Annotated in this window: 13 protein-coding genes; 8 read left to right on the plus strand and 5 right to left on the minus strand. The window is 48.7% G+C overall.

The features are described 5' to 3' along the window. Window positions 1–14: 14 nt before the first annotated feature. Entirely contained in the window at window positions 15–401 is a 387-nt protein-coding gene (locus ACR2PX_RS20045; protein ID WP_434001133.1) for a YybH family protein, read from the minus strand. Between the two features lie 169 nt (window positions 402–570). Here ACR2PX_RS20045 and ACR2PX_RS20050 point away from each other — a divergent pair, with 169 nt between their 5' ends. Further along, complete coding sequence (locus ACR2PX_RS20050) at window positions 571–1,650, plus strand: ElyC/SanA/YdcF family protein (RefSeq protein ID WP_434001134.1); 1,080 nt, start codon at window positions 571–573, stop codon at window positions 1,648–1,650. Here ACR2PX_RS20050 and queG read toward each other — a convergent pair. After that, the gene (gene queG / locus ACR2PX_RS20055; RefSeq protein WP_434001144.1) at window positions 1,647–2,744 is read right to left on the minus strand and encodes a tRNA epoxyqueuosine(34) reductase QueG; all 1,098 of its coding nucleotides are present in this window, start codon (window positions 2,742–2,744) and stop codon (window positions 1,647–1,649) included. The two genes, ACR2PX_RS20050 and queG, sit on opposite strands and share 4 nt — an antisense overlap. Window positions 2,745–3,055: 311 nt before the next feature. Here queG and ACR2PX_RS20060 point away from each other — a divergent pair, with 311 nt between their 5' ends. Both ACR2PX_RS20060 and ACR2PX_RS20065 read left to right on the plus strand, forming a co-directional pair. Continuing rightward, entirely contained in the window at window positions 3,056–3,712 is a 657-nt protein-coding gene (locus tag ACR2PX_RS20060) for a hypothetical protein (RefSeq protein WP_434001135.1), read from the plus strand. A 210-nt stretch (window positions 3,713–3,922) separates the two neighbouring features. Beyond that, a complete protein-coding gene (locus ACR2PX_RS20065; protein ID WP_434001136.1) occupies window positions 3,923–4,495 on the plus strand; it encodes a hypothetical protein in 573 nt (190 codons plus the stop codon). Window positions 4,496–4,534: 39 nt separating this feature from the next. Here the strand turns inward: ACR2PX_RS20065 and ACR2PX_RS20070 are convergent, their stop codons facing one another. Both ACR2PX_RS20070 and ACR2PX_RS20075 read right to left on the minus strand, forming a co-directional pair. Then, window positions 4,535–5,569 (minus strand): Na+/H+ antiporter NhaC family protein, encoded by a 1,035-nt coding sequence (locus ACR2PX_RS20070; RefSeq protein ID WP_434001137.1) that lies wholly within the window; start codon window positions 5,567–5,569, stop codon window positions 4,535–4,537. Next, complete coding sequence (locus ACR2PX_RS20075; RefSeq protein WP_434001138.1) at window positions 5,542–5,949, minus strand: hypothetical protein; 408 nt, start codon at window positions 5,947–5,949, stop codon at window positions 5,542–5,544. Before ACR2PX_RS20075 ends, ACR2PX_RS20070 begins: the two co-directional genes overlap by 28 nt. A 299-nt stretch (window positions 5,950–6,248) precedes the next feature. Between ACR2PX_RS20075 and ACR2PX_RS20080 the strand changes: the two genes are divergently transcribed. The 5 genes from ACR2PX_RS20080 to mutL all read left to right on the plus strand — a co-directional run bounded on the left by ACR2PX_RS20080 (window position 6,249) and on the right by mutL (window position 13,045). Then, window positions 6,249–7,781, plus strand: a complete 1,533-nt coding sequence (locus ACR2PX_RS20080) for an NAD(P)H-hydrate dehydratase (RefSeq protein WP_434001139.1) — start codon at window positions 6,249–6,251, stop codon at window positions 7,779–7,781. Between the two features lie 42 nt (window positions 7,782–7,823). Continuing rightward, on the plus strand, window positions 7,824–8,315 hold the full coding sequence (tsaE, locus tag ACR2PX_RS20085; protein ID WP_434001140.1) for a tRNA (adenosine(37)-N6)-threonylcarbamoyltransferase complex ATPase subunit type 1 TsaE: 492 nt from the start codon (window positions 7,824–7,826) through the stop codon (window positions 8,313–8,315). Beyond that, window positions 8,300–9,706 (plus strand): N-acetylmuramoyl-L-alanine amidase, encoded by a 1,407-nt coding sequence (locus tag ACR2PX_RS20090; RefSeq protein WP_434001141.1) that lies wholly within the window; start codon window positions 8,300–8,302, stop codon window positions 9,704–9,706. The genes tsaE and ACR2PX_RS20090 overlap by 16 nt, the downstream gene beginning before the upstream one ends. Before the next feature lie 151 nt (window positions 9,707–9,857). Continuing rightward, entirely contained in the window at window positions 9,858–11,024 is a 1,167-nt protein-coding gene (locus tag ACR2PX_RS20095) for a hypothetical protein (RefSeq protein ID WP_434001142.1), read from the plus strand. An 80-nt stretch (window positions 11,025–11,104) separates the two neighbouring features. Further along, on the plus strand, window positions 11,105–13,045 hold the full coding sequence (mutL, locus tag ACR2PX_RS20100; RefSeq protein ID WP_434001143.1) for a DNA mismatch repair endonuclease MutL: 1,941 nt from the start codon (window positions 11,105–11,107) through the stop codon (window positions 13,043–13,045). 11 nt (window positions 13,046–13,056) lie between these two features. On the opposite strand, the gene ACR2PX_RS20105 is transcribed toward mutL, so the two are convergent. Further along, the gene (locus ACR2PX_RS20105; protein WP_434001145.1) at window positions 13,057–13,977 is read right to left on the minus strand and encodes a trypsin-like serine protease; all 921 of its coding nucleotides are present in this window, start codon (window positions 13,975–13,977) and stop codon (window positions 13,057–13,059) included. Window positions 13,978–14,134: the final 157 nt, after the last annotated feature.

Raw genomic sequence — 14,134 nt, forward strand, 5'->3', positions numbered from 1 at the left:
ACTGGCTCTATCCATTATACCGGGGACTGGGAAATATGCTGGTGCCGGATCAGCCACTGCCCGGAATGGTTTTCCAGAAAAACAGTGACCCTGATGCGAGTCTCTTCAGATCCTTTGACTTGTAAAATCATACAAAGGCAGGCTGCTTCACCAAACTGGTAAACCGTAGGCTCACCCATATCCGCTTCAAACGGCTCGCTGGAATCGAAATATTCCGTGAATCGCTTTCTCAGGGCTTCCCGTTCATTCAGATTTACATGCAGACCAAAACTGTGGGGTTCATCGTCCGTGACGAATAATGACATGATGCCGTGAACATCTTTCGTCTGAATGTAATGATCGTACTGTTTAACAATATGAAGAAAGGGGGTGAGTGATTCACCCGAGAGTTTTACAGACATGATGGAAAACCTTTGGAATCTACGTCTCAATAGCTCCTAAGGGTAGTTCATGTGCTGGTTTGTGGATAACCGAAGCAGGTTGTGATTCTTTGATTTGTATCAATTCTGTTCACACAGTCGCTGCTTATTATGGCGTCACCCCCCTTTTCTCTTTTCTGGATTCTACTGAATGCGTTCACTTCTGAAGCCCCTCGTTCTGGGAATGGCTCTCTCTACTGCATTGGTTGGTTGTACTTCTCTGACTGAACAGGCCAACACTGCACCTTCTTATGAGGAGCAGAAACAGATCAATGATCTGGTTCAAACCGGAATGTATTACTACTGGAACGGTGGCGATCTCAAGAAGGTAGAACGGGAGTTTTTTAAAGGCATTACCCTGAAGGGCAAATTCGACGTTGTAGAAGCGTCTTTCGAACAGGCCAGCGAACTGGCCCCTGATCGTCTGGATCTTCGCTTCGGTATTGCTTCTACCCAGATCATCCAGAGTAAGGTCGAAGACGCCATTCAAACCTATGAAGACATTCTGGAAATGGATCCGGAAAATTTTGATGCAGGCATTCTGGCAGCGGCCTACAAGAAAGTCTCCGGAGACAGGGACGGCTATGAAACGATCATGGCTGACCTTGGCCACCGTTATCCCGAGCAGACGGCGGATTACCTGAATGCTTTTGAGCGTACCGATACTTTTATGGCGACTGAGCTGAATACCAAGGCCTCATTCAATCGTCACCACAATCACACGATTGTGACTCTGGGTTATGCCCTGTCGCCTGAAGGTGAAATGCGCCAGCCATTGATTGATCGTCTGGAGCAAACACTGGCTGCCGCTACCAGAAACCCTGAAGCGACTATTATCGTCAGTGGTGGTGTGCCCAATGGTGGTGTGACTGAATCGTTCCTGATGAAGCAGTGGTTGGTGGAAAAAGGGGTATCAGCTGACCGTGTTTACATGGATGACAAAGCCAAGGACACCGTAGGTAATGCACTTTATTCAACGGAAATCATGAAGGATATAGGGACTGAACATGTGACTTTGATTTCTTCAGCCAGTCATATGCGTCGTGCGTTAAGCATCTTTGCTGAAGTAGCTGACCGTGAACATGTCGACATCAGTTTCGATAACCTGGTGGCCATGGATTTTGATTCCATGGATGAAGCCATGACCCTTTCAGCCAATGAATCTCTGGTTATTTACCGTGATATGCTCCGTGGCTCCGGTATCTGGGCTTATCCTGGGCTGCAGATTTAATCTTTTGACTGTGGGCTGTGCTGCAAAAGAGCCCAGTCCACATGCTCTTTCACCAGCTCCGAGGGATAATCCTGACGTTGGTGAAGAGCCGCTACTATTTTCTCGGTGGTTGGGGCGTTGCCCAGACTTACCGCCAGGTTTCTTAACCAGCTTTCAAAGCCTGCCCGTCGAATAGGGGAGCCTGCCGTTCGTTCCAGAAACTCTTCTTCAGTCCACAGAAACAGGTCAGCCAGATCGCTGTTATCCAGATGATGTCGTGGCTGAAAGTCGTTTTCCTGGGTATGTTTGGCAAAGCGATTCCAGGGACAGGTAAGCTGACAGTCGTCACAGCCAAATACCCTGTTACCCATTTTACTGCGCAACTCAATGGGAATGGGGCCGCTGTTTTCAATGGTCAGATAGGAAATGCACTTTCGGGCGTCGATTTTGTAGGGCTCTACAATGGCTCCAGTAGGACAGATATCCATACAGGCGCTGCATCGACCACAATGATTCTTTTCATAAGGTTCATCTGTGGGCAGCGGCAAATTGGTAAAGAGTTCTCCCAGAAAAAAGAAAGAGCCCGCCTGGCGGTTAATAATCAGCGAATGTTTACCCATCCAGCCAAGCCCTGCCTGCTGTGCGAGAGGTCTTTCCATAACCGGTGCACTGTCAACAAAAGCCCGGTAGCCATGCTCACCCACCGTTTCTTCTATTTTCTTTCCGAGCTGGGTTAATCGTTTACGAATCAGCTTGTGGTAATCACGTCCCAGAGCGTAGCGGGAGATATAAGCTTTCTCCGGTTTGTTTAGTATCTTGACAGTCTCTGTTTCTGCCGGAAGGTAATCCATTCTGACCGAGATGACCCGAATAACGCCCTCATGGAGTTTTTCAGGATGGCATCGGAGTTCCTTATGCCGCTCCATATACTCCAGGTCACCGTGAAGTCCCTGGTCCAGCCACTCCTGAAAATGCTTTTTATCCCGTTCTGGAACTTTGGCTTCCGTAATGCCCGCAGCTTGAAAGCCCAGTTCTCTGGCCCACAGGCGAATGTTTTCAGCCAGTTTGTGATAATCAAGGCTGTCTGGAGTGGTATTGGAAGTGGACACGTTAATTCAGTTGCTGCCAGGAAAGAGTCTAAGAGTGTAGATATTGCATTCTAACACACCCATTTTTGAGAATGAGAGGCATCAATAGATTAGGGGTATAGAAACAATAAAGACGGGTGTATGATCCTTAAGTCGATCGAATTATAAAAAGAATAACATCATTGAATGTATTTCGATTCTGAACTGGGTTGTTAGTCGGTCAAGGAAGGCAAGCTATCGAGTCAGAGACTATCAAGGCATAACACACGTGGAGATGTTAACTGGCTGTGGAATGCAACAGGGACCGATGTAGACATTATTAAAAGCAGGACAAGCCAATGATCAATATCAGTCAGTTTAAAACACTCTCGCCAACCAGTTGCCATTGGATTGATGGTGCTAAGCAGCCTGTAGGAAGCCAGGCAAAGCCAGATAAGGCGTTGCCTGATTATGCCAAAGAATCTTTTTATTACGCCAATACTCACCAGAAAAATGGTGGTTTGCAGATTAAGCCAGCCAGTAAAGGGGATTATGAAGGCGTTTATATTCCCTATGAAAACGATAAAGCTACATTTTCAAAAAGTATTGTCAGTGGTTTTATTGCCAGTGGTGGCTTTTCCGGTTGTACCTTCCAACTCTATAACGATGGTAATGGACGTGTGCTGGGCACTCATATCTATCAAGGGGGTGGTCAGCACCGGGATCTTGAATACGAAGCGGCAGTGGCCGGCTGGGAGCTGCTTTACACCTGGGAAACTAATGGCTTGATGAATGACCCTACCATGACAAAAAGTGGTTTTGTCATGGCCATTGTTCAACCCAATGTTATTGATATCGTAGCCGTACGCTTAACCGGAGCCGGCAGATCTGAAAAAATTCTTGCCCAGAACCGAATCGCTGACTGGAAAAATTATAATGGTGGTGCATACGGTGGCTCAGTGGGGGGCGTAACAACCAAACCTGTGGGGCGCGGACAGAGAGCCATGTCAGTCTGATAGATTGACCCCCCTTTGAGAGAGCGCTTAAAAAAAGGTAAAGTAAGTGCTCCTATACCTGTAAACCATGATTAAATTAACAATTTACAGGGAAAATAAGGACAAGCTTGAGAAGTAAGTCATAAATCGGATTTTTGTGTCAGGAAAACCTGAATCAGATTATTATAATTCTCTCCGCTTAATGTAGGTATTTAGCTAGAGGCAGTGCAAATGGAAAGTGCCAGTAGCGTAGTTTGGGATATTTCGCATTTTAACGAAAAGAAAAAAGCTGCAGACTTTTTTGATTCATTGAGAACGGTCTTTGCAGTATATAGTCCTGGAACTTCACAGATTTACACCAACTACGATGTGTTTTGGAGCACCTATAACAAGGAAAAGCTGGTGGTATTACCCAATCAGCATGCTCATCACGACACCTTTTTTGAAATCGAGCAGGATGCAACCCGGGCTTCCGGTATCTTTGTGATTCCCGGCGAAATTCTCGGCCGTGAAGAGCTGCATGTTGCTTTACCGAAAAGCAAAGGACGAAAGACAAAGCCTGTGCTTGCCGAAAGAGGCATTGAGATGTTTGCCAAGGCTTATGAAGATCGTTTTCCCGGTAAGTACTTTGTCCCCATTGTGACCACTGGTGATTTGCGAGAATTCAATCAAAGAGCTCCCCTGCTTCATCTTCATATGTTGGACGTAACTCGTCTGAAGGGATTGTCACCTTTTAAACGTGAAGACCTTAAGCAGTCAATTGTCTCTCGTCTGGAGAATATCCGGGACATACAGGTGGCCTGACTCAACCCGTTCAGGTCATTCATTACCTTGATAGGACAGTCAGCCTTTCTCTGACAGATAGCCTGCACCCTGAGAATCTGTTTCAGATTTGAAGATCCCTATACCAAGAAAGGCCATTACGATAGCCAGCAAGGGGCTGAGCAGGTTGAACAGTGCCCATGGAGCAAAGTCCAAAACACTGACCCCCAGTGTGGCCGAATAGAACAGTCCTGCAGTGGTCCAGGGGATCAGGGCGGTCGTCAGGGTTGCACCTTCTTCCAGTGATCTGGACAGCATGGCAGGGTCCAATTCTCGTTTCTGATAAGCCTCTTTGTAGAGTTGTCCTCCCAGAATAATGGAAAGGTAAGCTTCCCCCAGGCACATGTTACTGAGCAGTCCGGTACTGATTATGGTGGCAATTAAAGACCCAGTACTCTTTACGCGACAGATCACACCTTTTAGCAGGGCCGTCACTATGCCCACTTTGTTCAGTACACCTCCCAGGGCCAGGGCAATCAGACACAGTGACAGTGTCCACATCCTATTCTGGATTCCACCGCGACTGAGCAGACTGTTCAGTGTTGCCAACTCTGTATCAGCCTGGTGCCCCTTCTGAAGACTGTTCAAAAAGTGACTCACACTGACATCCTGTACTGCCAGGGCAATAAAGCCAGCGGTGATAATGCTGGCCAGCATGGCAATTTCAGGAGCCATCCTGCGCTGGCTGCAGATCACCATGACTGCCATTGGCAGCAAAGCCCATAACGAAATGGAAAAACTGGATGACAAGGCTTCCTGCATGACTCGGGTAGACCCCAGCAAATTCTGATTGACGCTGTACGAGAAACCGATGGCTGTAAAAAGCATCAAGGCAAGGATGTAAGCAGGAAGTGAAGTCCACGCCATGACTCTGATGTGTTTGAACAACGGAGCATCCGCACTCATTGCAGAGAGGTTGGTTGTATCGGAAACCGGGGACAGCTTGTCTCCACAACTGGCCCCTGAAATCACAACGCCTGCGATCAAAGGCAGCGGAATATCCATGGCAGAGCCAACTTCCAACAGGACTACGCCGGCAGTAGCAACCGTTCCCATGCGGTTCCGGTTAAGAGTGACATGAGTGTGCAGAGTATCAGGCTGACAGGCAAAAACAGGGGTGGGCTGAGATACTCCAGACCATAGTAAATCAGCCAGGCCACAGTACCGCTCTCAATGAAGGCAGCGACCAGCATCCCGATGATGATAAAAATATAAATTGCCCCCAGACCTTTCTGGATACCGTCACTCATGCCTGAGCGCATCGAATGGAAGGAGTACCCCAGCCGGTGACCATGAAAGCAGGCCCAAGCCAAAGCCATGATCAGCAAGAGATGAAGGTTGATTTCCAGCCAGAAAATACCTGTTGAGATCAGCAGAAAAATACCAGAAAAACAGAGAGCGGCCTGACTGAAGCCGGGCGTTTTAATTGATTTCATGAGCAATGAAAAATACGTTGTGAGAAAAGGCAGACCCGAGAGAAAAGCCTGATTACGGGCCACATCGTAGACAGACTCATAGCTGTTTGCCCATCAAGATTAGGGTAAGCTAGTACTTGAAACTCATCTATTTATCCGGTTCAGTGAACCCTTAAAGTGATCTTATGAACGGCTTACTTGTGAAGGCATAGTTTGTTCTATGGCAATCAAGTATAACGCAGTCAGATAGCCGTTTTATGGGTTAACCCATAGAGGACAAATACATGAGTTTCGAGTACTAAAGGCAAAGGTAAATGCTTATGTACGATAGCGCTCAAATTAGCGCCGTTGACCGGCTGTATACCGCTGAGCAAGTCCGTCGACTGGATTGTACGGCGATCAATGATTTTCAGATCAATGGCTTTGAATTGATGAATCGGGCAGCTCGGGCAACTTTTCGATCCTTGATGAGTCACTGGCCAGATCTTCTTCATGGCAAGCGACTGCAGATCTTCTGTGGTGGCGGCAATAATGGCGGAGATGGCTATCTGGTGGCTATGCTGGCGGCAAAACGGGGGATTTCTGTTTCTGTCTGCTGCCTGTCATCTCCAGACAAGCTTTCGGGGGATCCCCGTTCAGCCTATGAGGCATGCATAGCCGAAGACGTTGAAGTTCAAGCATTTACACCAGAGAGCCTGCTCTTCGGCGATGTTATCGTTGATGCTATGTTAGGGACGGGGCTCACAAGAGAGGTTGAGGGGCATTATAAGGATGCCATCATTCGTATCAATGAGTTGGGTCGACCTGTTTTGGCCGTTGATATCCCAACGGGTCTCTGTGCTGATAGAGGTGTGCCTCTGGGGATTGCCATAAAAGCCGATGTGACGGTGACTTTTATTGGTATGAAAATAGGTCTGCTCTCAGGCAGAGGAAAAGAGCTGTCCGGACAGGTTGAATTTGCCGATCTTGATGTGCCAGAAGAGGTGTATGAAGCCTTCCCCAGTGAAGCGTTGAGATTGTCAGAAACCAGACTGAGTCACTGGATTAACCCCCGGGCCAGGGATTTACACAAAGGCGACAATGGACATGTTATGGTGGTGGCCGGCAATCATGGCATGCCGGGAGCCGCCATTATGTCGGCTGAAGCAGCATTATGCTCTGGGGCCGGAAGGGTCACAGTAGCGACTCGTCAGGAACATTTACTGGCGTTGGCAGCCCGTCGACCAGAGTTAATGGCATCGGCTGTCTCAGGTGCGCAAGACCTTCGTTCGTTAATAGAAGGCAAAGATCTTTTGGTCGTAGGGCCTGGTTTGGGAAAAGATTCGTGGGCCCGGGAGTTACTCACTGAAGTGCTGAAAGCCGAGTGTCCGGTGGTGGTGGATGCCGATGGCCTCAATCTTATCTCGGAAGATCCGGCGTTGCTTAAAGACCGAAAGTACCCGATGATTCTCACGCCTCATTCGGGTGAAGCGGCGAGATTACTGGAAACCCGGATTTCAACAATAAATGCTGATCGGGTTCATGCTGCAAAAGAACTATTCAACCGGTACGGAGCAGTGGTCGTATTAAAAGGAGCGGGAACTCTGGTATACGACGGAAAAAACCTGAATCTGTGCTCGGACGGTAATCCGGGCATGGCGGTAGCTGGTATGGGTGATGTACTCAGCGGTGTGATCGCCGCTCTTGCAGCTCAGGGGATAGAAGCCAGTGCTGCTGCAGCTTTAGGAGTCTGGCTACATGCAACAGGGGCAGATCGGTTAGCAGAGCTGCAGGGTGAAAGGGGCATGCTGGCGCTGGAAACAGTTCCTCATATAAGAAGTCAGCTAAATAAAATAGCCAACAGAAATGAATAATGAACGGGTTACTCCCGTTCTATTTAACGCAATAGTGAGTGTATGGAAGGCAGGATTGAACTGCTGATTGATAATGAGCAGGAAATGGTGCAGCTGGGTCAGGAGCTGGCTGAAGTCAGTGGCGGTCATGCCGTCATTTATCTGGTGGGGAATCTGGGGGCCGGAAAGACCACGTTGTGCCGGGGCATTCTTCATAGCCTGGGTCATCAGGGGGCCGTTAAAAGCCCTACGTATACGCTGGTTGAGCCATACAATGTTGACGGTCAGCAGGTTTATCACTTCGATTTGTATCGACTGGCGGATCCTGAAGAACTCGAGTTTATCGGGGGGCGGGATTATTTCGAAGAAGACTGCCTGTGTCTGATTGAGTGGCCCTGTAAAGGTAAAGGGGCTTTGCCAGATGCCGATCTGGAAGTGCAACTGGATTATAACCTGCCAGGACGCAAGAGCCTGATCAAAGCGGGGACTGAGCGTGGGAAGGTTATGTTGAAGCAGCTTCAGGGACGGCAGGAGGGTGAATGTCGTCAGGGATAAGGAAGTTCTTCATTAGAAAAATTGATAACACAGCAAAAACCGATACATCGATGATAGGCGTTATTATCAGTCGCTACATCGTGCTTTTTGCTGCTTTGTTGTTTCTTCCGTTGGAGTTGTTTGCGGCGCAGGTGAATGATATCCGTGTCTGGCGTTCTCCGGATAAAACTCGTCTGGTGTTTGACGTCTCCGGCGAGGTAGCCCACTCGCAGTTCTTTCTGGATAACCCACGAAGGCTGGTGCTAGATATTCGTGGTGCACGAAAGCCTGTTACGGTGGGTACTCCCAGCCTTAGCACGACTCCTATCAGCAAGATTCGTTATGGTGTTCGAAACAAAAAAGATTTACGCATCGTTCTGGATCTGAAAAATAAGGTCACCAGCAAAAGCTTCCTGCTTAAACCTAATGCCACATACGGCTATCGTCTTGTGGTGGATCTCTTTGATGGCCAGGCAAAAACGACTGCTCCAGTACGACAGCCCAGCCAACTGAGTTCCAGAAGAGATATTGTTGTGGCTATTGATGCTGGCCATGGTGGCGAAGATCCGGGTGCTTTGGCCTACGGTGGTGGGCATGAAAAAGCGGTTACATTGAACATAGCCAAAGACCTTGCTGCCCTGTTGAAAAAAGAGCCTGGTTTCAAACCCGTTCTGGTGAGAACCGGAGACTACTATATTCCACTGCGTGAGCGTTCCAGTGTTGCCCGTAAGTCAGGGGCAGACTTGTTTATCTCCATCCATGCTGATGCTTTTACTGATCGCAGAGCGAACGGTGCCTCTGTGTTTGCTCTGTCTCGAGGTGGTGCAACATCAGAGACTGCTCGTTGGTTGGCACAGAGGGAAAACTTGACGGATCAGATTGGCGGGGAAGGGGGTATTTCCCTGAGTGACAAGGACGATATTCTGGCGGGCGTTTTACTGGATCTGTCGATGACCTCAACACTGTCTTCCAGTTTGGAAGTCGGGGATATGGTGTTGAAGAACATAGGTACGATCAACAGATTGCATAAGAAGCAAGTTGAACAGGCTGCTTTTGTGGTTCTGAAGTCACCTGATATCCCTTCAATCCTGGTTGAAACTGGCTTTATATCTAACCCGAAAGAAGGGCGGAAGCTGAAAACCCGTGGTCATCAGCGTTCTTTGGCCCGGCAGATTTATAAAGGTGTCAAAAGTTACTTTGTGAAAAAGCCGCCACCGGGAACTTTGTTGGCCAAACTTAAGGCTGACGGTAAGGTAAATACTCGTCCAGACCAGTATGTGATCCAGGCGGGTGATACCCTGTCAGAGATTGCCAGTCGTTTTGATATCAGTCTGAGTTCCCTGAAAACAGCCAACCAAATCAGCCGTTCTGACCGGATCAGAACAGGACAGGTGCTGGTTATCCCTAACTAGGAGCCTGTCGGACTTATGCTTTCGAGCATAAATTCGACAGGCTCCTAGAGCCCATAGAGATTGTCAGCAGTGCTGACAGTCTGGTCAGTCCCTTTCTGAGGGTTTTCCCATAAATTGCCGGTATGTGGAAAATCCAAGGGGGGATCCAGCCATGCATGTGGGGGCTTCAGCTAATTCATCACCCGTCAGTTCGACCCGCTCATCAACGGATGAGCTGTCTCCCCGTGCGCGCCCGGATCATCTTTTCAATCAGAATAATTCTGTCAGCCGAGCTGGCAATCGAATTTTCAGCGATACCATTAAAACGCTGGATAATCGCTCAATTGAAGAATTTGAAAGGTTACCTGATTATTCTCCAGAGCTTGAAACACCTGAAGTCGACTTATCGGATTTGCTGGAATCGTATGAGGTCATTACCGAGTGCCCGGTACTTGATGCTGTTACTCAGCCCTCTTCAGAGGGGCTGCTGGGCTGGCTGAAAGATACCGCTTCTCTGCTGATTCATTACTCAACACTGGGGTATGTTCCCAAAAGAAAAAAACAGGTAGAAGCTCTGGTTCAGCTCATGCCTGAAGTCTGTGAGCAGATGGTCAGGATAGATCAGTCTGCAGTCGCTCCGCCTTCACCGTCTAGCTCTGTTAGCCTCAGGCCTGCACAGCCTCCAGTCGAAAATCCTGTGCGCCTCAGGCGACAAAAGCTGGTGCCCGAGAAGGTTTGGAAACAGAAAGAAATACAGAAAGAAATACAGAAAGAAATACAGAAAGAAATTGAAGCTCAGGAAGAGCAGTGCAAGCTGGCAAAAGAGCTGGAAGCGTTGGCAAAAGAAGTAAAAGAGACACCAGGACCGGAAAAACCACCGGTTATTGATGTGCTGACCGGTATACCAGTGCCTGAGCTTGAAAATAAGGTCTGGGAGTTCCTGGTCAAGTCTGCGGATATTATGACGCCGACAGGGGGGAAGGTAAAAGGGGCAGCCACCCAGGTTGTGTCAGAAGAAAAAGTAGAACAACTGCAGCAGTTGCTTAAAGGTGTCATGAAGGACCGGGTTCACTATGAAATCAGTGAAAACCTGGGGCGACGTATTCTCCAGGTAGCCAAAGTTTGTGGCTCAGCCAGTCCACTGCTGCCAGCTCTGACGTTATTGGGATACACCATTCCCGGTTGTCAGTTTATCCCGGCCATGCTGGCTCTGTGGCGACTCAAGGATTTCAAGAAAGAGATTTCTGCCCTGTACTACGATCGCAATGCGGCTCCCGCACTGGTTGATCTTACAATGAGCTGGGCGCCCACACTGGTGTACAGTTTGTTGGGGTTCTAATGACTTGGCAAAAGCGGATAGAGACTGATAGTCTTTCTGGCATTCAATGCTTATAAAATCGGACGGATTTACCTGCCTCTATGAAACCTATTCGTTTACTCGATACCCGTCTTGCTAACCAGATCGCTGCCGGTGAAGTGGTTGAACGCCCTGCGTCGGTGGTTAAAGAGTTGCTGGAAAACAGTCTTGATGCCGGGGCTAAAAGAGTCAATGTTGAGGTGGAAAGTGGTGGGGTCAAACTGATTCGTATCCGTGACGACGGACACGGTATTGCCAAAGATGATCTGGCACTGGCGCTTTCACGACATGCTACCAGCAAGATTTCCGAGCTGGAGGACCTTGAAGGTGTGGATACCCTTGGATTTCGGGGCGAAGCTCTGGCATCCATCAGTTCGGTCTCCCGTTTAACGCTCACCTCTCATGTTGAGGGGCAGGAATCTGGCTGGCAGGTGCGTACTGAAGGCCGTGATATGGGGGCGGTGGTCAATCCGGCTCCTCATCCGGTTGGCACCACCATTGAGGTTAAAGATCTGTTCTTTAATACACCGGCCCGGCGTAAGTTTTTGCGAACAGAAAAAACCGAGTTTTCACACCTGGAAGAGGTGGTTAAGCGACTGGCTCTCTCACGGTTTGATGCAGGGTTTGTTCTCAGACATAACCAGCGCAGCATCCATCAGTTGAGACCCTGCAGTACTCAGGCAGAAAAAGATCGCAGGGTTGCATCCTTATGTGGGCCGAAGTTTATTGAAAACTCGGTGATTATTGATGTCGAAGTGTCCGGGCTGAAGCTCTGGGGTTGGGTGGGATTGCCCACTTTTTCCCGATCCAGCGCAGATCTTCAGTACTTCTTTGTGAATGGTCGGGTCATCAGGGATAGGCTGGTGGCTCATGCTGTTCGCCAAGCCTACCGTGATGTGTTGTACGGTGGTAGACATCCGACTTTTGTCTTATACCTTGAGCTTGATCCGGCTCTGGTGGATGTCAACGTACACCCAACAAAACATGAAGTTCGATTCAGAGATGGCCGGACTGTCCATAATTTCCTGTTCAGTACTTTGCATCGTGCTTTAGGTGAGGTGTCGCCAGAAGATCAGCTGCCTTCGGCGGCTCTGTCTTCGCAGCCCCAAACCCAGGCTTCCGGTATTGAAGGCGGAGAGTTCAAAAATCAGGAAAGTATGCCGTTGTCCTTGGCTCCCGCCACCCCATCCTATGCCTTTGGAGCAGGGGCCGGGCACTCGTCATCAGCTTCGGGTGCAAGAGTAGCGAGAGACATGCCTCAGCCAGGACAGGTTCAGAAGCAGATACAGGCATACAGTGAGTTGTATGCTGCTGGTGCTCAGGAACGAAACGCTCTTCAGGAAGGTCAGTCTGTAGCCGTCAATGACGTGCCAGCTACTCAGCCTGTGTCGGTAAATTTGCCAGAACAAACAGCAGATATCCCACCGTTGGGTTTTGCCATTGCCCAGTTGAAAGGCATTTATATTCTCTCTGAAAACGAGCAGGGCATGATAGTGGTCGACATGCATGCTGCACATGAGCGCATCACTTATGAACGGATGAAGATCTCATGGAATGCTGATGGCATTAAAGCGCAGCCGCTGTTGGTGCCTAAATCCATTGCGGTCAGTGATCGTGAAGCGACCTGTGCAGAAGAGAATACTGATTATTTCAAAAAATTGGGGCTTGCTTTGGAGCGCATGGGGCCAGAAACGCTTCTGGTTCGACAGGTGCCGGTCATGCTTCAAAGTGCCGATGTTGAGAAGCTGGTTCGTGATGTGCTGTCAGATTTGATACAGCATGGTGGCAGTGATCGTGTGGAAAGTCAGATTAATGAAGTACTGGCCACCATGGCCTGTCATGGCTCGGTACGAGCAAATCGTCGTCTTTCAATCGAAGAGATGAATGCTTTGCTCAGAGATATGGAGCGAACAGAGCGCAGTGGACAGTGCAATCACGGCAGGCCTACCTGGACTTTGCTGACGCTGGATCAGTTGGATAAACTGTTTTTACGCGGACGATAACTCAAAGGCCATCAGTGATGGCCTCCCACTGTTCTGTAAATGAGATAAATACAGGCAGGAAAAGCAATCACAGAGACTATGACTCCAAATACGATGACAGTTCCTGTGGTGACCAGGCCTATTAACAGGCTTTCTCCCTGGCATTCCAATTCGTCCATACAATCTGGAGCAAAACAAAGGCTGTCAATTTCAGATTGTTCCAGTAAAGGCAGGGTTTCAGTGTAAAGTGCTGGATCCGTCATGTTAGTGATGTTCATAGTCAGTCGATTTTCCAGATCAGCAAGACCCAGCAATCCCGTGTATGTGTGAATAAAGTTATCAATAAATCGGCTCACTGAAAGGCAATATGCAGAGTTAAAAGCCCTGTGAGTGCATAGGCCGAGCAGTAGAGGAGGCTTTCCATCTCTTTCCTGGAATAATGGGCTTCCACTGTCTCCTTTTTCTACCTCTCCCGGGTATCTGATTGCGTAAACTGCAGGGGCAGTATGGTTCGCTGTCCTCTGGATAGAGCCAATATTGACAGCGGCGGCGTAAAGATTTTCTCCATTCCCATGGCCATAACCTGCAGCTATCCCAGTCGTCATCCTGGTCAGCAACTCCTGAGCGGTCATGGGTCTGTCATTGATTACGGGGAATTGGGTTTGAGGCTGACTTTGTGCCAGTCTGAGCAGAGCAATATCATGGGTGTAATCCGAGAGTCGGAATGAGTAATAGGGATTAATCTTGAACCTTGCGACCTTGATGTTGGGATTTCCAGGCAGGTTTCTGAACCCGACAGAAAGGCAGTCTGTGTTTTTGATGACATCCTCGGATGTCCCATCAATACAATGAGCAGCGGTTAATATCCATTCTGGAGCAACTTGAACGCCTGTGCAGTGGACAGTTCTTACAGCACTGTTTTCCAGAGAGACAACCCAGGGGTATAGGCCGATTGATGCAACCGGAACTTCTGTAAATCGAAGGCTAGGAGCCTGTCGGACTTAAGACTATTTCGGCCTAAATTCCAGAAAGAACGGCCCAATTATTCGATGAATTCGATTAAATAGGTCAACTATTCTCACGAATCCATCGAATAATTCGACTCGTTCT

This window comes from Endozoicomonas sp. (genome assembly GCF_051008435.1).
Taxonomy (GTDB): domain Bacteria; phylum Pseudomonadota; class Gammaproteobacteria; order Pseudomonadales; family Endozoicomonadaceae; genus Endozoicomonas_A.

What these genes read in the sequence shown, in the direction of transcription:
- ACR2PX_RS20045 (WP_434001133.1), bottom strand. Translation starts at nt 401, where the DNA reads ATGTCTGTAAAACTCTCGGGTGAATCACTCACCCCCTTTCTTCATATT.
- ACR2PX_RS20050 (WP_434001134.1), top strand. Translation starts at nt 571, where the DNA reads ATGCGTTCACTTCTGAAGCCCCTCGTTCTGGGAATGGCTCTCTCTACT.
- ACR2PX_RS20060 (WP_434001135.1), top strand. Translation starts at nt 3,056, where the DNA reads ATGATCAATATCAGTCAGTTTAAAACACTCTCGCCAACCAGTTGCCAT.
- ACR2PX_RS20065 (WP_434001136.1), top strand. Translation starts at nt 3,923, where the DNA reads ATGGAAAGTGCCAGTAGCGTAGTTTGGGATATTTCGCATTTTAACGAA.
- ACR2PX_RS20070 (WP_434001137.1), bottom strand. Translation starts at nt 5,569, where the DNA reads ATGGGAACGGTTGCTACTGCCGGCGTAGTCCTGTTGGAAGTTGGCTCT.
- ACR2PX_RS20075 (WP_434001138.1), bottom strand. Translation starts at nt 5,949, where the DNA reads ATGAAATCAATTAAAACGCCCGGCTTCAGTCAGGCCGCTCTCTGTTTT.
- ACR2PX_RS20080 (WP_434001139.1), top strand. Translation starts at nt 6,249, where the DNA reads ATGTACGATAGCGCTCAAATTAGCGCCGTTGACCGGCTGTATACCGCT.
- tsaE (WP_434001140.1), top strand. Translation starts at nt 7,824, where the DNA reads ATGGAAGGCAGGATTGAACTGCTGATTGATAATGAGCAGGAAATGGTG.
- ACR2PX_RS20090 (WP_434001141.1), top strand. Translation starts at nt 8,300, where the DNA reads ATGTCGTCAGGGATAAGGAAGTTCTTCATTAGAAAAATTGATAACACA.
- ACR2PX_RS20095 (WP_434001142.1), top strand. Translation starts at nt 9,858, where the DNA reads ATGCATGTGGGGGCTTCAGCTAATTCATCACCCGTCAGTTCGACCCGC.
- mutL (WP_434001143.1), top strand. Translation starts at nt 11,105, where the DNA reads ATGAAACCTATTCGTTTACTCGATACCCGTCTTGCTAACCAGATCGCT.